The organism is Nocardioides sp. Root682, assembly GCF_001427795.1.
Lineage (GTDB): Bacteria > Actinomycetota > Actinomycetes > Propionibacteriales > Nocardioidaceae > Nocardioides.
In genome coordinates this window covers 47,742-65,108 of sequence record NZ_LMHJ01000004.1, presented here as the reverse complement: position 1 = coordinate 65,108, position 17,367 = coordinate 47,742, and the positions used below count along the sequence as shown (strand labels likewise).

At 69.7% G+C, this 17,367-nt stretch carries 10 protein-coding genes and 1 pseudogene; 3 read left to right on the top strand and 8 right to left on the bottom strand.

Translation table 11 applies throughout. The annotated features are described in order from the left end of the window. Positions 1 to 56: 56 nt before the first annotated feature. The 8 genes from ASD84_RS21095 to ASD84_RS21060 all read right to left on the bottom strand — a co-directional run bounded on the left by ASD84_RS21095 (position 57) and on the right by ASD84_RS21060 (position 13,078). Positions 57 to 1,640 carry an MFS transporter gene (locus ASD84_RS21095; RefSeq protein ID WP_082573910.1) on the bottom strand — a complete coding sequence of 528 codons (1,584 nt, stop codon included), beginning with the start codon at positions 1,638 to 1,640 and terminating at the stop codon, positions 57 to 59. A 157-nt stretch (positions 1,641 to 1,797) separates the two neighbouring features. Next, the gene (locus ASD84_RS21090; RefSeq protein ID WP_056715180.1) at positions 1,798 to 2,358 is read right to left on the bottom strand and encodes a GNAT family N-acetyltransferase; all 561 of its coding nucleotides are present in this window, start codon (positions 2,356 to 2,358) and stop codon (positions 1,798 to 1,800) included. Further along, entirely contained in the window at positions 2,355 to 4,475 is a 2,121-nt protein-coding gene (locus ASD84_RS21085; protein ID WP_056715177.1) for a penicillin acylase family protein, read from the bottom strand. Before ASD84_RS21085 ends, ASD84_RS21090 begins: the two co-directional genes overlap by 4 nt. Further along, positions 4,472 to 6,865 carry a GNAT family N-acetyltransferase gene (locus ASD84_RS21080; protein ID WP_056715172.1) on the bottom strand — a complete coding sequence of 798 codons (2,394 nt, stop codon included), beginning with the start codon at positions 6,863 to 6,865 and terminating at the stop codon, positions 4,472 to 4,474. Before ASD84_RS21080 ends, ASD84_RS21085 begins: the two co-directional genes overlap by 4 nt. Then, entirely contained in the window at positions 6,862 to 8,205 is a 1,344-nt protein-coding gene (locus tag ASD84_RS21075; protein ID WP_056715169.1) for a lysine N(6)-hydroxylase/L-ornithine N(5)-oxygenase family protein, read from the bottom strand. The genes ASD84_RS21080 and ASD84_RS21075 overlap by 4 nt, the downstream gene beginning before the upstream one ends. Next, positions 8,202 to 9,686 carry a pyridoxal phosphate-dependent decarboxylase family protein gene (locus ASD84_RS21070; RefSeq protein WP_082573908.1) on the bottom strand — a complete coding sequence of 495 codons (1,485 nt, stop codon included), beginning with the start codon at positions 9,684 to 9,686 and terminating at the stop codon, positions 8,202 to 8,204. Before ASD84_RS21070 ends, ASD84_RS21075 begins: the two co-directional genes overlap by 4 nt. Before the next feature lie 112 nt (positions 9,687 to 9,798). After that, entirely contained in the window at positions 9,799 to 11,259 is a 1,461-nt protein-coding gene (locus ASD84_RS21065; RefSeq protein WP_056715163.1) for an alkaline phosphatase PhoX, read from the bottom strand. A 94-nt stretch (positions 11,260 to 11,353) separates the two neighbouring features. After that, positions 11,354 to 13,078 carry an Ig-like domain-containing protein gene (locus ASD84_RS21060; protein WP_056715160.1) on the bottom strand — a complete coding sequence of 575 codons (1,725 nt, stop codon included), beginning with the start codon at positions 13,076 to 13,078 and terminating at the stop codon, positions 11,354 to 11,356. 204 nt (positions 13,079 to 13,282) lie between these two features. On the opposite strand from ASD84_RS21060, the gene ASD84_RS21055 reads away from it, so the two are divergent. The 3 genes and pseudogenes from ASD84_RS21055 (at position 13,283) to acs (ending at position 17,321) form a co-directional block, all read left to right on the top strand. After that, positions 13,283 to 13,669 carry a DUF485 domain-containing protein gene (locus ASD84_RS21055; protein ID WP_082573906.1) on the top strand — a complete coding sequence of 129 codons (387 nt, stop codon included), beginning with the start codon at positions 13,283 to 13,285 and terminating at the stop codon, positions 13,667 to 13,669. Further along, positions 13,669 to 15,309 (top strand): cation acetate symporter, encoded by a 1,641-nt coding sequence (locus ASD84_RS21050; protein WP_056715157.1) that lies wholly within the window; start codon positions 13,669 to 13,671, stop codon positions 15,307 to 15,309. The genes ASD84_RS21055 and ASD84_RS21050 overlap by 1 nt, the downstream gene beginning before the upstream one ends. A 103-nt stretch (positions 15,310 to 15,412) precedes the next feature. Then, positions 15,413 to 17,321 (top strand): annotated as a pseudogene (gene acs / locus ASD84_RS21045) (acetate--CoA ligase). Positions 17,322 to 17,367 lie beyond the last annotated feature (46 nt).

Here is a 17,367-nt window from a genome sequence, read left to right as displayed (position 1 = left end):
CTGGGGTCTCGACAGGCTCGACCACCGGGGTCGAGCCTGTCGAGACCTGCGGGGAATCAGACCCCGACGTACCCGGTGTCCGCCTTGGCACCCTTGCGCTTGCGCAGGTAGACCGCCCAGGTGACGAGGGCACACACCACGTAGAACGCCGCGAAGATCGTGAACGCATTCTTCGTCGCCGCCAGCGGCTCGGTGACCCACGGGCTGTTGAACGTGATCGGGATCAGGAAGCCGCCGATCGCGCCGACCGCTCCGATGATGCCGATCGCGGCCGAGGCCTTCTTGGCCTGGGCGACGAGCGAGAACTCGCGCTCCGGCGAACCCTCCTCGGTGCCCCGGATCGCGTCCTTGCGGAAGATCGCCGGGATCATCTTGTACGTCGACCCGTTACCGATGCCGCTGAACACGAAGACCAGCAGGAAGGCGCCCAGGAAGAACGGGAAGATGTCCTGGTTGGACTCGATCGCGGCACGGACCGGCTCAGGGAACTGGAACGCAGCCGGGTCCTTGGCGATCTCGGCGAGCTTCGCCTTGTCCGGCGGCGGGGGCAGCACGGTCAGCTTGCTGAGCGTGAACAGCACCAGCAGCGTCGAGGCGATCATGCCGGTGAAGGCAACGAGGGTGATCCGCGCGCCGCCGTACTTGTCGGCGAGCCAGCCACCGAACGGGCGGGCCATCGACCCGACGAGCGCACCGAGGAACGCGTAGAAGGCGAAGTTGATGCCGATGCCCTGGATGGACGGCAGCGGCTGGCGCCAGAAGTTGACCTTGATCAGCAGCGGCATCGCGGCGGAGTAGCCGATGAACGAGCCGAAGGTGCCGATGTAGAGGAACGACATGATCCAGGTCTGCTTCTCCTTCAGGACGGAGAGCTGCTCACGGGGGTTGGACTTCGCACCCTCGAGGTTGTCCATGAAGAAGTACGCCGCGACGGTCGCCACGATCGCGAGGCCGGCGTAGACGAACGCCGCGCGCTCGAGGTTGATGCCACCTTCGCTGGCCTTCACGAGGCCGAAGATGCCGGCGCCGCCGACGATCACGGGCAGGAAGAACTGGATCAGCGAGACGCCCAGGTTGCCGCCGGCGGCGTTGAGGCCGAGCGCAGCACCCTTCTTGTCAGCGGGGTAGAAGAAGTTGATGTTGGCCATCGAGCTGGCGAAGTTGCCACCACCGAAGCCGGCCGTCGCCGCGATCACGCAGAACACCCAGTACGGCGTGTCGGGGTTCGTCACCGCGAACGCGAAGCCGAGCGTGGGGATCAGCAGCAGTGCAGCGCTGCACATCGTCCAGTTCCGGCCACCGAACTTCGGCACCGCGAGGGTGTAGGGCACCCGCAGCAGCGAACCGACGAGGTTCGGGATCGCGACCAGGAAGAACAGCTGCTCCACGGTGAACGTGAAGCCCTGGGCGAGCAGGAAGGCGGAGCTCACGCTCCAGATCAGCCAGACCGAGAAGCCGAGGTGCTCGGCGAAGATCGACCAGATCAGGTTCCGCTTGGCGATCGGGGCGCCGGTGGACTCCCAGAACTCGGGGTCCTCGGGGCGCCATTCGTCGATCCACCGCCCGGAACGGTGGCTCTTCGTGGGTGTCGGCGTACCGACGCCAGAGGCGTCGGGGCCGGTGTTGGTTGTCAGTGTCATCGTCGGGCTCCTGGCGGCTGTGCACATGTGGCAGGGGTCGGATACTGATGCTGATCCTGTGCGCCGCTCGTTTCGCCCCGACGGTCCTCCGGGTTTCATTTCGTCAACTCGTTCTCACGGCCTCACCGACCTCACGGCCTCTCCGGCGTGGGCCAGGTCACTGTTGGGGGCGCGGCACCCCCGCGAGCTCCAGCGCGCGCGCCCGGTCGATGAAGAAGAATTGAGCCGGCTTCTCGCTGATGCTGGTCTTCAGGTCGACCAGCGGGCCACGCTCGGCGCCGAGCCGCTCCATCAGGGCGATCGAGGGGGCGTTGCGGGCGTCGGGCTCGAGCACCAGCCGCTGGCATCCGGGCAGGTGCGCGACGAAGTCGAGGCCGGCGGTGATCACCTCGTGAGTCCGGCCCGCGCGGGTCGGGTCGTCGGCCAGCAGGAGGTGGATCCCCACGTCGCCGGGCGCGCGGTCGTACCACTCACCGATCTCGTCGATGGCGGGGTCGTAGGTCTGGAGGAGCCCGACCGGATGGCCGTCGAGCTCGAGGACGTACGCCGCCAGGTGGGCCTGCTCGTCGATGTAGCGGTAGATCTCGGCCACCTCCTCCTCGGCGAGATCGCCCATGCCCCAGAAGGCGGCGCGGGGCTCGGTGACCCAGCCGTGCAGCAGGGGGATGTCGCTGCCGGTGTCGGCGTCGGGGTCGACGGGGCGGACGGTCACGGTCATCGGTCTTCTCCTGGTGGTGCGGGGCGGGTCAGCGGCAGGGTGCCGCCGGCGGCCCAGGTCCATTGCTGGTCGTGGTGATGGGGCGAGTCCGGGTCTCCCGAGGCGCCGAGCGGGACGACCCAGCGGCTCTCGCCGCCGAGGTCCCACACGAACCGCGCCACGGGTCCGTGGACCGTGGCACCGGTCCCGCCGAGCGCCCGCGCAGCCAGCACGCAGTCCTCGTCGCCGGCCATGTCCGGCATCGGCGCTGCTGATCCGTCCGGAGCGGCGAGACCGAACTGTTCGTGCGGCGTCAGCGGTACGGCGACGTGCCGCTTCCCCCAGGCCGGCGGCTCCGGCCGTCGGGCGACGTTCTCGAGCGCGGAGGCGACGGCCTGGAGCGGATCGACCCCGAACGGCTTGTCGGCGACGAGCAGGCTCGGCAGGGCCAGCCGCACCCGGCCGCGCAGCTCGAACCAGGGCGCGAACAGCTCGCCGTACGGACTGGTGTCGACGCCGGCCAGGGCCGGCGCGGTGGCGAAGGTGTCGACCACCTCGGCGCGAACGGCGGCGAAGAGCGCAGCGTCGAAGCTGTCGGCGGCCATCTCGCGGTTCCAAGCGAGGAGCCTGGCGCGCAGTCCCGCCGCCGGGGGGTCGAGGTCGACGAGCTGCTCGATCGCGTCGAGCAGCGCGGCGCCGGCGGTCTGTCGTACGTCGGCGAGCACGTCGCCGACCGCTGCGGGGGTCAGCGGCCCGGCCGCCGCCAGCGCCTCGAGTCGTTCCCGGATCCGGTCGGCCCGGAACGGTCGCGCGAAGTCGTCACCGATCCGCCCGAAGTCCTCGGTCGCCCGGTCATTGGCGCTGACCAGGATCGAACCGCTCCGTCGCGGGAGATCCTCGACCCAGCCGCTCCGGGTCTGGACGAGGTGCGCCGGTTGCGTGTCCGAAGTGCGGGGGTTACTCCTTCGAGGTGCGCCGGTTTCTCGCTCCGGCACGCGCCCGACGACGCGGTGCTCGACGTGACCGGCCGTGTCGGCGACCAGCAGGTTGTTGACCGGCGCCACCCAGTCGTCGTACGCCGACGCGACACCCGCGGCCGTCCGTGACCGCAACAGCGGCAGGATCGCGTCGAAGCCCAGGTCGCCGAGCACGAAGGCGGGCGTGCGCAGGCTGACGGCGCGGTCCGCGTCCGGGCCGCCGAGGATCACAGGGCCACGGTCGGTGACGAGGACCTCGATCTCGTCGGCGACGTACGCGTCCCCCCGATCGACGCCCTTCGAACCCCCAATTGGCGCACTTCGTGCCCCCAAGGGGCGCTCTTCGTGTTCCCCCACCCGCACGCGCACCAGCTCGGTGCGGCGGGCGACGGGCTCCCAGCCGGCGGGTCCGCGCGCGATCACCGCTCCCGCGTGGCGGAGCAGCTCCTCGTCGTACACGTCATCGGTGTCGGCGACGGCGTTGGTGATGCCCCAGGCGACGGAACCGGCGTGGCCGAAGTGCTGGACGCCCGGTACGCCGACGAAGGTGAGTCCGGTGACGTCGAAGGGGTCATCGGGATCGGTGCAGGCCAGTCGCACCTGGGCGTAGCAGCCCGGCGCCTCGATCACCCGGTGCGGATCGCCCGCGACGATCGGCATTCCGCTCGCCGTCAGCGAGCCGGCGACGGCAAAGGCGTTGCTGCCGCCGGGCAGGCCCTCGGTGCGGAACAGGTCGATCCACCCACCGGCGTCCGGGCCGGCGGTGTCGAGGACGTGCTGGCGCCACAGCTTGCTCGGGAAGGTGGAGAAGAGCAGGTGCTGGGTGGCGAAGACGGCCAGCGGCATCCACGGCTGCCACCTGCGGTCGAGGACCTCGTTCAGGCCCTCGACATAGGCACCGACGAAGTCGGCGCTCTCCTCCGACAGTGCGGCGAACGCACGCCGCGCGGTGTCGACGATCAGGGCCCGCCGCGCCAGCACGTCCCATTCGAGGGCCGGAGCACCGAACACCTCGGCGCAGGTCCCCTCCGCGCGGCGGCGCTCGACCTCGAGCTGCCACGCGCGGTCGGTCGCCGTCGCGCGGCCCTGCTCGCGGGCCACCTCGAGGACCGATCCCCCCTCCACCTGCGGGACTCCCCAGGCATCACGGGTGATCGTCACCGGGTCTCGAGACGGCCGTGAGCGGCCTCCTCGACCTCCGGTCGGGTGACCGGGTTGCGCAGCGTGCCCGCGAAGATCAGCGACTGCGACTGATCGGCGATGTCCACCATCTGCAGGGTGTTGCGCAGCTGCAGCCGGTTGAGGCAGCTGTGCCGGAACCGCGGCGCCAGCAGGTCGTAGCGCGCCGCCGCCTCGGCGAGCTCGGGGTGGTCGGCGAGGTGCTCGGTGATGGTGTCGCGCGCGATCCCCCAGAACTCGCCCTCGGCCAGCATGCCGTCCTCGTCGAGGATCGCCGCGACGAAGCGCAGGACGCCGTCGAACACGTCCGTGTGCACGGCGAGCGGCTTCACGTCATTCGGTACGGCGGCGCGGATCCGCTCGATCTCCTCCGGCAGCGCGAGGTCGCCCATCACGGCGACCTCCTCGCCGATGTCCTTCATGAACGCACCCACCGGCACGTGGTCCCGCAACCGGAGCAGCAGGTTCTCGCCGTGCGGCATGAAGGCCAAGTCGTAGGCGTACAGGCAGTGCACGAGCGGCCGGAGGTAGACCCGCAGGTACGAGCGCACCCAGGTCGCTGCATCCACGGGCGACGCCTTGATCCACGCCGTGACGAGCGCGTCCCCGTCGGCGTCGCGGTGCAGCAGCGCCGCCATCGTCGACAGCTGCTCACCCTCGACGGCCCGGGGCACCGGACTCTCGCGCCACAACGCCGCGATCATCTTGCGGTACGGCGACGGCGTGGCCGCGCGGTGGAAGGCATCGCCGGTGTAGCCGATCGCCGCGAGCTCACGGAGCACCTCGAACCCAGATGCCTGGAGCTCCGGATCCGCATGCACGACGGACGCGACCCAGTCATTGATCGCCGGCGTGACGGCCATGTACGCGGGCGAGAGGCCCCTCACGAAGCCCATGTTCTGGATCGCCAGCGCGGTCTTCACGTAGTGGCGCTCGGGCCGGCTGGTGTTGAAGAACGTCCGGATCGACTGCTGCGCGCGGTAGTCGTCCCCGGTCGCTCCGAGGTGCACGAGGTCGCGCCGCGCGACATCCGGCGCGAACGTGATCGCGAGCTTGTTCGTCCACTGCCACGGGTGCACGGGGAGGAACAGGTACGCCGCCGGGTCGAGGCCGAGCTCGCGCAGTCGGCCGTCGAAGGCTTCGCGGACCTGGGGGGCCAGCTCGCCGTCGTACAGGGTCTGCTCGGTCTCGCCCTCACCCAGGGAGAGGTGGCTGAGGTCGCGCCGGGCCGCGACCCATTGCAGGTGGATCGCGGCCCCGGTCTCGGGGGCGAAGGCGCGGTAGTCATCGATGCCGAACCCGATCCGGCCGTTGTTGGCGACGAAGGCGGGGTGGCCCTCGGTCATCGCGGCCTCGAGGTCCTGGTAGCCGGCGTCGACGAGGTCACGGACGGGCACGTGGCGGTGCGCCAGCTTCCACGCCGTCGAGGCGAGCGTCGAGGCGATCTCCTCGAGGTACGTCGGCAGCAGCTGGTCCGGAATCCCCAGCACCGGCGCCAGCTCGGCGATGAGCTCCTGCGCGTCGGGCACGGCGTGGACGCCGTCGATCGTCCGCTCGATGGAACCAGCGTCGACGACCCAGTGCTCGAGCGCGTGCACCCGCGCCGTGAAGCGGTACGACGACCGGTCGGTCTCGACGCGCCAGGTGCCGTCGTCCAGCGACTCGGGGGCGAGCAGCCGTTCGTGGCTGAACTCGCCGAGCGCCTTGGCCACCAGGTGGCGCTGGGCGCGGTCCATCAGCGCGGGGTTCAGGTGGTCCGCGGACGATAGTCCCGGGTCAAAAGCACCGGAATTCGACGTCTCCTGGTGCTTTTGGGCAGGGACTATCCCGTCGAGACGCACCAGGTCGGGGTGGTTCCAGTCCTCGCGCGGGCAGACGGACAGCATCGAGGTCTTGCCGGGCATCGGGATCTCGCGCAGCTCGGTGAAGCCGGCCGCGACGTTCTTCGCCCGGATCGCGGTGTTGCGGGCGTCGGGCTCGACGACGATCCGCTGCACGGAAGGATCCGCGAAGCAGAACGCCAGGACCGCGTCGAAGATCCGCGTGGTCAGGCCGGGGACCGGGTCGCCGGCGGGCGGCGCGACGAGGACGTGCATCCCACCGTCGCCGGGCTGCAGCTCCGGCAGGCCGGCCAGGCCCTCGGTGTGGGCCGGGTCGTAGGTCTCGACCAGGAACGCCGGTCGCCCTCCGACCCGGCCGAGGAAGGCGTCGTGGTGCGGATGGGCGGCGATGCCGGCGTACTCGGCCCGCACGTCCTCGACCGACGCGTCCTGCATCATCCAGTAGACGCAACGGGGGTGGGTCACCCAGCCGTGGAGCAGCTCGAGATCGCGAGACAGGTCGAGCGGTTCGATGGTGATGTCGTGGGTCATCGCGCTGCGCTCCTCAGGTGGTCCGGTACACCGAAGGTCTGGACGGCGACCCGCTTCTCGATCGGGTAGACCTCGCGGCCGAGCAGCGCGGCGATGATCACCGAGTTGCGGTACGGCCCCATGCCGAGGTCGGGCGCGAGCAACGAATGCGTGTGCTCCTCGGCGTTCTGCACGAAGATCTCGCCACCGGCGACGTCGACGGAGTAGTCGCCCGCGACGTCGTACCGACCGCGCTCGTCGAGGCGGATCCGGTCACGGACCCCGTCGAGGAAGGACGGTGCGGTCGACGCGTAGCCGGTCGCCAGCACCAGTCCGCCGGTGCGGATCGAGAACTCCTCGCCGGTCTCGACGTGCAGCAGGTCGAGCTCGGACACCGCGCCAGAGCGACGTGAGCCGCGCACCTCGGTGTTGGTGACCAGGGTCGTGCGCGGGCCTGCACCGGTCACCCGCTGCTGGTAGTGCAGGTCGAAGATCGCGTCGACCAGGTCAGCACTGATCCCCTTGAAGAGGTGCCGCTGCTCGCGGGCCAGCCGGTCGCGCGTCTCGATCGGCAACGACCGGTGATAGGCGCCGTACTCCGGCGAGGTCATCTCGAGGGTGAGCTTGGTGTACTCCATCGGGAAGAACCGCGGGCTGCGCGTCAGCCAGGTCAGCGTGTAGCCGTGGGCCGGCGCCTCGGAGAGCAGGTCGTGGTAGATCTCGGCGGCACTCTGGCCGCTGCCCACGATCGTGATCGTCTCCTGCTGCTGCAGGGCGGCCTTGTGGGCGAGGTAGTCGGCGGAGTGCGTGACGACACCTCCTCCGTTGGTCGAGGAGGTCGCTCTGCGACCGTCTCGAGACCCCTCGACCAACGGGCGGAGCGCAGCGGGCACGCGTGGCGTCGTACCGATGCCGAGCACCAGACGCCGCGCCCGGAACGTCTCGCCGCTCCCGCTGTGGACGACGTACGACGTCCCGTCGTGCTCGACGTTCGTGACCCGCTGGCCGAACCGGACGCTGTCGAGGCGCTCTGCGGCCCAGCGGCAGTAGTCGTCGTACTCGCGCCGCAACGGGTAGAAGCTCTCCCGGATGTAGAACGGGTAGAGGTTGCCGCTCACCTTGAGGTAGTTCAGGAACGACCAGCGCGAGGTGGGGTCGGCCATCGTGACCAGGTCGGCGAGGAACGGCACCTGCAGCGTGGCGTCGTCGAGCAGCATGCCCGGGTGCCAGTCGAAGCCGTCACGGGCCTCCAGGAACACCCCGTCCAGGCCGTCCGAGGAACGCAACGGGTCGGTCAGGCAGGCCAGGCCGAGGTTGAACGGCCCGAGGCCGATCGCGACGAAGTCGTGCGCCTGGTTCATCCCACGACCTCCGCGGCCTGGTCTCGAGACGGTCGCGGAGCGACCTCCTCGACCAACGAAGAGAGCCGCGCTCCCGTCGAACGCACCAGGTCGAGCACGCCGACGATGTCGTCGGCGGTCGCCATCGGGTTGAGCAGGGTGACCTTGAGGTACTGGATGCCGTCGACCCGGGTGGCCGCGACCATGGCAGCACCCGAGTCGTAGAGGGCCTCCCGGATCGCCCGGTTGAGGGCACCGAGGCCGTCCTCGCCCAGCGCCACGTCGCGCGGGACGTAGCGGAACACCAGCGTGCTGAGCTCGGGCGCGGCCGCGAACTGCAGGTCCGGCTCGTCCCGCAGCACGGCGTACACCGCCGCGGTCAGGTCGACCACCGCGTCGACGTACCCACCGAGCAGCTCGGGGCCCATCGTGCGCAGGGTCAGCCACAGCTTGAGGGCGTCGAAGCGGCGCGTGGTCTGCAGGCTCTTGTCGACCTGGTTCGGGTCGGTGGCCTCGCGGGGGTTGAGGTAGTCGGCGTGCACCGTCGCGGGCGACATGGTGTCCCGGTTGCGCACGATGATCGCGCTGGAGGACACCGGTTGGAAGAACGTCTTGTGGTAGTCGACGGTGACCGAGTCGGCGCGGTCGATGCCGTCCAGCATCGAACGGCGCCGGGGCGAGATCAGCAGGCCGCCGCCGTACGCCGCGTCGACGTGCAGCCAGGCGTCGTAGGCCAGGGCAAGGTCGGCGATCGCGGGCAGCGGGTCGATCGCGCCGAAGTCCGTCGTACCGGCGGTCGCGACGATGGCCATCGGCCGCAGCCCGAGGGCCGTGCAGGCAGCGAGCGAACGCTCGAGCGCAGCCGGGTCCATCCGGTGCCGCTCATCGGTCGGCACGCTGACCACGGCCTCGTCGCCGAGGCCCAGCAGCCGCGCCGACTTCTGCACCGAGAAGTGGCTGTCGGCCGACGCAAGGATCCGCAGCCGCTCGGCCGGGACCCGTTCGTGGCGGCCGCGCGCCAGCAGCAGGCCCTGCAGGTTGGACTGGCTGCCACCACTGGTGAACACCCCGTCGGCCTCGGCGCCGAAGCCGATCCGCTCGGCGGTCCACTCGATCAGCCGGCGCTCGATGTAGGTGCCACCGACGCTCTGGTCGAAGGTGTCGAGCGAGCTGTTGACCGAGGCGACGAAGAGCTCGGCCAACAAGGCGGGTACGACGACCGGGCAGTTGAGGTGGGCGGCGTACGTCGGCTCGTGGAACCACACCGCGTCGTCGAGCCAGAGCTGCGACATCTCGGCCAGGACCGCGCCGACGTCAACCAGCGGGCTGGCCAGGTCGACGGCGGCGACGCGGGCCTCGGCGTCCTTGGGCTGCGAGCCGGTGGACGGTCCGGCGACGGTGCGGAGCTGGCCGAGCAGGTGCTCGAGGCCGGCGCCGAGGGTATCGGCGTAGTGGTCTGCGTGGGCCGGGTGGAACAGGTGGTGCAGGGGGAGCTGGGACACGGAGATCTCCTGTGATCCGAGAAGGTAAGCCTTACCTAATCAGATCACAGGAGATCTTGTCACCGCGGGGACGGGTGCAGAAGGTCACACTCGCCCAGGTCGCCCAGGCGGCTCAGCCGAGGTACTGCTCCCACGGTCCGGTGATCGCCAGCGTCAGGCCCGGCGTCTGGATGTTCACGAAGAGCACCTTGCCGTCCTCGGAGAACGTCGGCCCCGTGAACTCCGAGTCGTTGAGCTGGTTGCGGGCGATGGCCTGGGCCGGGCCGTACGGCGTCGCGGACAGCACGTGCGAGGCACCGACGCCGTCCTCGGCGAGCACCAGCGAACCCCACGGGGTGACCGTGACGTTGTCCGGGCCGTCGAACGTGAGGTCGTCGTACTTCGCGGCACCACCGGTCGCGGCGGTCTTCTGGTGCGGGAAGTAGGTCACCAACTGGATGGTCTCCGCACCGAAGTCGTAGAACCAGACCATGCCGTCGTGCGGCACCGCATCGGCGGGCAGGTCGCCGTCGGAGAACGCGAACGAGTTCACGACGTACACGCCCTCGTCGGTGCCCCACACGCCTTCGAATTTCTTGCCGCGGGTGACCTGGCCGTCGGTGAACTGCTTGCGGGTGGAGACGGTCCTCGCGTCCCGGTCCGGTACCGGGATCCAGCGCACCGGGAAGGGCCGGCCGAGCTGGGAGGAGGTCAGGTACGCGACGTCGGAGAGCACCGAACCGTCGGGCATCAGGATCTGCATCGCCTCGAGGACGCCCGCGTCGTCGGCCAGGTCATCGGCGATGCCGGACTTGAGGGTGTAACCGCGCGGTGCGGTCCAGCGGTAGAAGAGGCCGTTCGGGCCCGACGCGTCCTCGGACAGGAAGACGTGGCGACGCGACTTGTCGATCGCGCAGGCCTCGTGGGCGTAGCGACCGAACGCCTTGATCGGCTTCGGGTTCGTGCGGCCGTCGTGGAACACCTCGAACACGTAGCCGTGGTCCTTGGCGTAGCTGCCGCTCTTGCCGTTGCCGCTCCACGACTTCCCGGCGCGGTCCTCGGTCTCCTCGCAGGTCAGCCAGGTGCCCCACGGCGTCGGGCCGCCGGCGCAGTTGGTCGACGTACCGGAGATGGCGACGAACTCACCGAGGTTGCGGCCGTGCCGGTCGGTGCTGATCACGGTGCAGCCGCCCGCGTCGACCGCGCCCGCGTCGTACACGGTGCCCTCGACGTGCGGTACGCCGAGCGGGGAGCCCGCCTTGAGCTCGTGGTTCTGGATCAGCTGGTAGCGACCGCGACCGGTGGAGAAGACCGCGTTGCCGTCGTGCGCGTTGGGCGTCAGGCCACCCTCGTCGAGCCGGGTCACTCCTGCGCGGGTGACGACGGAGTACGAGAAGCCGGCGGGCAGCGCGAGGAGCCCTGCCGGGTCGTCCTCGAGCGGCGGGAACGGGACCGGGCCAGCGCCCGGTCGACCGGGTCGCTGCGGAGCCTTCCGGTTCGGGCTGGCCTGGGCGAGCGAGGGCATCGCGCCGGCGACGGCGAGGCCGGCACCAGCCGCACCGCCGGCCAGCATCGTGCGACGAGAAGCAGTCATGTCGAGGGTCCTTCCGAGGGGTTGGGGCAACCTCCTCAGCGAACAGCCGTCATGCGGCCAGCAACCGACCTGCCGGTGAACGGGGCCCCATTCCTCAGGGACAGTTCGGATCCCCGCTGTTGCGGTTGACGAACGTCAGCAGCACCCCTGCACCGTAGGCAACCGGGGTGTCGACGCCGATGCTCTGCTTCGCGACGTCTCCCTCCGGCTTGGACGGGCTGTAGCAGCCGGCCGTCGACGGATTCAGGCGAATCGCGATGTCCGGAGCGCAGGCGCAGGTCCCGACCAGCTGCGGCATGGCGAAGTGCGTGTCACGGACCGTCCAGGTGAAGGTGCCCGAGTCTCGGAGGCCGTGGCTGTCCTGGATCGTCACGGTGACGGAGTAGGTCCGGGACCGGATGTTCGACTTGCTGGTGGTGACGCTCGCGGCGTTGTGCGAGACGGTGCCGCCCAGGGAGTGGGAGCCCGTCCTGCCGATGCCCGGAGGCGGGTTGGAGACGGACACGATGCTCCAGCTGTCGCCGTCCGGATCGCTGCCGCCGACGGTGTAGGCACCGCTGACTCGTTCGCCCGTGCTCTTCGAGGAGAGCGAGATCCGGGGTGCGCGGTTCGCCGCGGCCTTGGTCGGTCGCGGCGAGGCGGCGGTCGAAGCGGTCGGCTGGTCGAACGGAATCGACGTCTCGGGAGCACCCGGCACCACGGGGACCACGTCCGCCTTCTCGGCTTCGGGGATGTCCGGGATCGGCACGACCTCGCCGGCCCGGGCCAGGTCCGGGACTTCACGCCTGATCAGCGGAAGTGCATCGGTCACGGCCTCCTCGTGCCAGCCGGTGATCCGCGCGAGGTAGTCGGCCGACGGCACCGCATCCTCGGGAAGCGGCGTCGTCCAGCGCACCTGGCGGCTGCCGCCCGCAGGGAGCGCGAGGCGCCAGTAGACGACCGGGTCGGCCTCGAGCACCTTGCGATCGGTCGGCTTGAAGTCGACCAGACCGACGTGGTCGGCCAGCTCCTTCGGCACCACCTCGGTCCACAGGACCGTCATCGCGGACTTCGTCGTGTTGATCAGGACCACGGTGGAGGACACCCGGTCAGCGCTCATCCGGTACGTCCGTTCGCTGCGCACGCCCTTGTCCAGGTCGGTCCCCCCGTTGACGGTGAGCGGCACGAAGTCGGCGGGGGCGGTCGTCGTACCCGACGTGCGGTCGGCGACAGCCGGGTCGTCGTCGCCGCGGCCCCAACCGGACGCGAACGCGATCCCGCCGGCCAGCAGAGCCACCACGGCGCCGACAGCCAGCAAGGTCCTGCCGGCCCGGCGCGGCCGCTGCGCGAGCTCGTCCTCGATCGGAACGGTGGCAGGCCGCTTCACCGTGGTCGCGGCGAGGGGACCTCCATCGGCCACCGCATCCACCGGACGACCGACGACCTGGGCGGCCAGCCCCTCGACGGGCACCATGGCGGCGCGGAGCTCGGTCAGGTCGGCCTCGTCGAGCTTGCCGACGGCGAACGCCAGGACGCCCAACGCCCAGGCTGCGCTCGTGGACTCCGTCGTACCGCGGTCACGGGCCAGCTCCCGGCCCAGGAGGCGGGTCGCCTGGGTGATCTCGGCGCCGTGCTCGACCTGACTGAGCAGCCGCGCGAAGGTCCCCAGGCGGACGGCGTCGACCAGCAGGTTGAGCTCGCCGCGCGTCGCCGCGTCCTCGGCAAGGAAGTCGTCGAGGGCAGCACGGAACGAGTCGGCGTCGTCCAGCACGCCGGGGCCGGCCTGTTCGACCAGCCGGGCAATCTCGTTGTGCACCCCCACGTTCAGGAAGCATTCCATCCAGCGACCCACGGCGGACCCGAACCCGGATTTCCGGACGCTCTTCGGTGCCGTTCGTCGCGCCGTACCGACCGTTCGTCGACAACCCCGCCCCACTCGGCGCGCACCCGGACCGCACCCCTGCCGGTGTGACCGCGATCACTCCTAGCGTCGCAATGTCGGCCGCGACTGCGGCCACCTGCACTGAGCACAGGAGGTTTCGTCGTGACATCTGAAGTCGCCCCGCACGACCCGCACGAGGTGGCCGCGCGCCACGATCCCGTGTACGACGAGCTGCACGCGTCGCCCGAGTTCGCCGAGCTGCGCCGCCGCTACCGGGCCTTCGTCTTCCCGGCCACGATCGCGTTCCTCGCGTGGTACCTGCTCTACGTCGTCCTCTCCAACTGGGGCGGCGACTTCATGAGCCACCAGGTCCTCGGCAACATCAACGTGGCCCTGGTCTTCGGACTGCTCCAGTTCGTGACGACGTTCGGGCTCGCCTGGCTCTACAGCCGCTACTCCAACGCGAAGCTCGACCCGCTCGCCCGGGAGCTCGACGAGCGCTTCATCGCGCTGGCCGGCAAGTCGTCCCACGGAAGGACGCAGAACTGATGGACCACCAGGTACTCACCGCAGGGCTGTTCCTCAGCGTCGTCGCCCTGACCCTCTTCATCACCATCAAGGCCAGTCGTTCCTCCAGCGGAACCGCTGACTTCTACGCCGGCGGCCGGTCGTTCTCCCCCATCCAGAACGGACTCGCCATCGGCGGCGACTACATGTCCGCAGCGTCCTTCCTCGGCATCTCCGGCGCCATCGCGCTGGCCGGGTACGACGGGTTCCTCTACTCGATCGGGTTCCTGGTCGCCTGGCTGGTGGCCCTGCTGCTCGTCGCCGAGATGCTCCGGAACTCCGGCCGCTTCACGATGGCCGACCAGCTGGCCTACCGGATGAAGCAGCGCCCGGTCCGTACGGCGGCCGCGACCTCCACGGTGACCGTGTCGATCTTCTACCTGCTCGCCCAGATGGTCGGTGCCGGCAGCCTCGTCGTCCTGCTCCTGGGCATCGACAAGACCAACACCCTCGCCGTCAGCGCGGTCATCGCGGGCGTCGGCGCGCTGATGATCGTCTACGTCACGGTCGGCGGCATGAAGGGCACCACCTGGGTGCAGATCGTCAAGGCGGTCCTGCTGATGGTCGGCTCCGCCGTGATCGTCGTACTCGTCCTGGCGAAGTTCGACTTCAACCTCTCCGAACTGCTGGGGGCCGCGCAGTCGAACTCCGGCAAGACCGGCTTCCTGGAGCCGGGCCTGAAGTACGGCATCGACGCGACCCACAAGCTCGACTTCCTCAGCCTCGGCATCGCGCTCGTGCTCGGAACAGCCGGACTTCCGCACATCCTGGTCCGCTTCTACACCGTGCCGACCTCGCGGGACGCCCGCAAGTCGGTGCTCTGGGCGATCGGCCTGATCGGCGTCTTCTACCTGTTCACGCTCGTCCTCGGCTTCGGTGCCGCGGCCCTGCTCAAGACCGGTGTCGGCAGCGACGTCGCCACCAGCGACGGCAACCTGGCCTCACCCCTGCTGGCTGAAGCGGTCGGTGGTGGTGCCGGATCCACCGGCGGCGCGATCCTGCTGGCCGTGATCTCGGCGGTCGCCTTCGCGACCATCCTCGCCGTGGTCGCCGGTCTGACCCTGACGTCCTCCACCTCGGTGGCGCACGACATCTACAACTCGGTGATCCGCAAGGGCAAGGCCACCGAGGCCGAGGAGATCCGGGTGACCCGCTTCGCCGCGGCCGGGCTCGGCGTGATCGCGATCCTGCTGGCCATCCCGGCTCGAAACCTCAACATCGCGTTCCTCGTCGGTCTGGCCTTCGCGGTCGCCGCGTCGGCCAACCTGCCGGCGATCGTCTACAACATGTTCTGGCGGCGCTTCAACACCCGCGGCGCCACCTGGAGCATCTACGGCGGCCTGATCTCCTGCATCACGCTGGTGTTCTTCTCGCCGGTGGTGTCGGGCAAGACCGGCATCAACGCTGACGGCGAGGTCATCAGCAAGGCCCTGTTCCCGCTCGGCGTGGACTTCCACTGGTTCCCGCTCGAGAACCCCGGCCTGATCTCCATCCCGCTCGGCTTCTTCTTCGGCTGGCTCGGGACGGTCACGTCGAAGGAGCCCGAGTCGGAGGAGCGGTTCACCGAGCTCGAGGTCCGCGCGCTCACCGGCGCCGGGGCCGAGCAGGCCGTGGTGCACTGACCACCCGCTTGCAACCACGAAGCAACCCCTAGCGGGCACAGTTGGGGGTGCGGCAATGTGAGCCGCACCCCCAACGTGCCCCTGAACGTCGAAAGGCCCGGTAGTGACCGACCACGAAGAGACCCTCGCCAACCTGTCGCGGGAGGAGCGCCGTTTCCAGCCCCCGGCGGAGCTCGCCGCGAACGCGAACGTCAAGGCAGACGCGTACGACGCCGCGAAGGCCGACCGTGAAGGCTTCTGGGCCACCCAGGCCGACCGGCTGGACTGGGCCGTCGTACAACTGCGTGGACCGGCACGTCGAGGCGGGACGGGGCGACAAGGTCGCGATCCACTGGGTCGGCGAGCCTGTCGATGACACGAGGGACATCACCTACGCCCAGCTCAAGGACGAGGTCTCGAAGGCCGCCAACGCCATCGAGGAGCTCGGCATCGAGGCCGGCGACCGGGTCGCGATCTACATGCCGATGATCCCCGAGGCGATCATCGCGATGCTGGCGTGTGCCCGCGTCGGCGCCCCGCACACCGTGGTGTTCGGAGGCTTCTCCGCCGAGGCCCTGGCCTCGCGGATCGAGGACTGTGGCGCCAAGCTCGTCATCACCGCCGACGGCGGCTACCGCCGCGGCGCCCCGGCCGCGTTGAAGCCGGCCGTCGACGAGGCGCTGGTCAAGATCGACAACGTCAACACGGCCATCGTCGAGAACGTGCTGGTCGTGCGTCGTACGGGCCAGGAGGTGGAGTTCAACTCCGCCATCGACAACTGGTGGCACGAGGTCGTCGACGAGGCCTCGACCATCCACGAACCGCAGGCCTTCGACGCCGAGCACCCGCTCTACGTCATGTACACCTCCGGCACCACCGGCAAGCCCAAGGGCATCCTGCACACGACTGGCGGGTACCTGACCGGTGCGTCGTACACGCACAACGCGGTCTTCGACCTCAAGCCCGACGACGTGTACTGGTGCACGGCCGACATCGGCTGGGTCACCGGTCACTCCTACATCGTCTACGGACCCCTCGCCAACGGCGTGACCCAGGTCGTCTACGAAGGCACCCCCGACTCCCCCGAGCGCGGGCGTTGGTGGCAGATCATCCAGGACCACAAGGTCACGCTCTTCTACACCGCGCCCACCGCGATCCGGTCCTTCATGAAGCAGGGCCGTGAGATCCCCGACCGGTTCGACCTGTCCTCGCTGCGGATTCTCGGATCGGTCGGCGAATCGATCAACCCCGAGGCGTACATCTGGTACCGCAACGTCATCGGCGGTGACCGCACCCCCGTGGTCGACACCTGGTGGCAGACCGAGACCGGCGCCGTGATGATCTCCCCGCTGCCCGGTGTCACTGCCGGCAAGCCCGGCTCCGCGATGACCGCGATCCCCGGCATCGAGGCCGACGTGGTCGACGACGACGGCAACTCCGTCCCCAACGGCTCCGGTGGCTACCTCGTCGTCACCTCGCCGTGGCCCTCCATGCTCCGCACCATCTGGGGCGACGACGCCCGGTACGCCGAGACGTACTGGTCGCGCTTCAAGAAGGAAGGCTTCTACTTCGCCGGCGACGGCGCGAAGAAGGACGAGGACGGAGACATCTGGCTCCTCGGCCGCGTCGACGACGTCATGAACGTCTCCGGTCACCGGCTCTCCACCACCGAGATCGAGTCCGCGCTCGTGTCGCACCCCAAGGTCGCCGAATCGGCTGTCGTGGGCGCCAACGACCCCGACACGGGCCAGGCCGTCGTCGCCTACGTCATCCTGCGCGAGGAGGCCGGCGACGGAGGGCCCGACATCATCAAGGAGCTGTCCGACCACGTCCGCAAGGAGATCGGCCCGATCGCCAAGCCGCGGCAGATCATGATCGTCCCCGAGCTCCCCAAGACCCGCTCGGGCAAGATCATGCGCCGCCTGCTCCGCGACGTCGCCGAAGGCCGCACCGTCGGCGACACCCAGACACTGGCGGACTCCTCCATCATGGACCTGATCTCCGCGGGTCAGACCACCTCGACGGACGAGTAGTGCGGCTGGCTGCAGGAATCCCCGGGCGCCCGGGGATTCCTGCGCC

Coding starts and splice junctions, on each gene's coding strand:
- ASD84_RS21095 (WP_082573910.1), bottom strand. CDS start 1,640: ATGACACTGACAACCAACACCGGCCCCGACGCCTCTGGCGTCGGTACG.
- ASD84_RS21075 (WP_056715169.1), bottom strand. CDS start 8,205: ATGAACCAGGCGCACGACTTCGTCGCGATCGGCCTCGGGCCGTTCAAC.
- ASD84_RS21080 (WP_056715172.1), bottom strand. CDS start 6,865: ATGACCCACGACATCACCATCGAACCGCTCGACCTGTCTCGCGATCTC.
- ASD84_RS21060 (WP_056715160.1), bottom strand. CDS start 13,078: ATGGAATGCTTCCTGAACGTGGGGGTGCACAACGAGATTGCCCGGCTG.
- ASD84_RS21050 (WP_056715157.1), top strand. CDS start 13,669: ATGGACCACCAGGTACTCACCGCAGGGCTGTTCCTCAGCGTCGTCGCC.
- ASD84_RS21090 (WP_056715180.1), bottom strand. CDS start 2,358: ATGACCGTGACCGTCCGCCCCGTCGACCCCGACGCCGACACCGGCAGC.
- ASD84_RS21065 (WP_056715163.1), bottom strand. CDS start 11,259: ATGACTGCTTCTCGTCGCACGATGCTGGCCGGCGGTGCGGCTGGTGCC.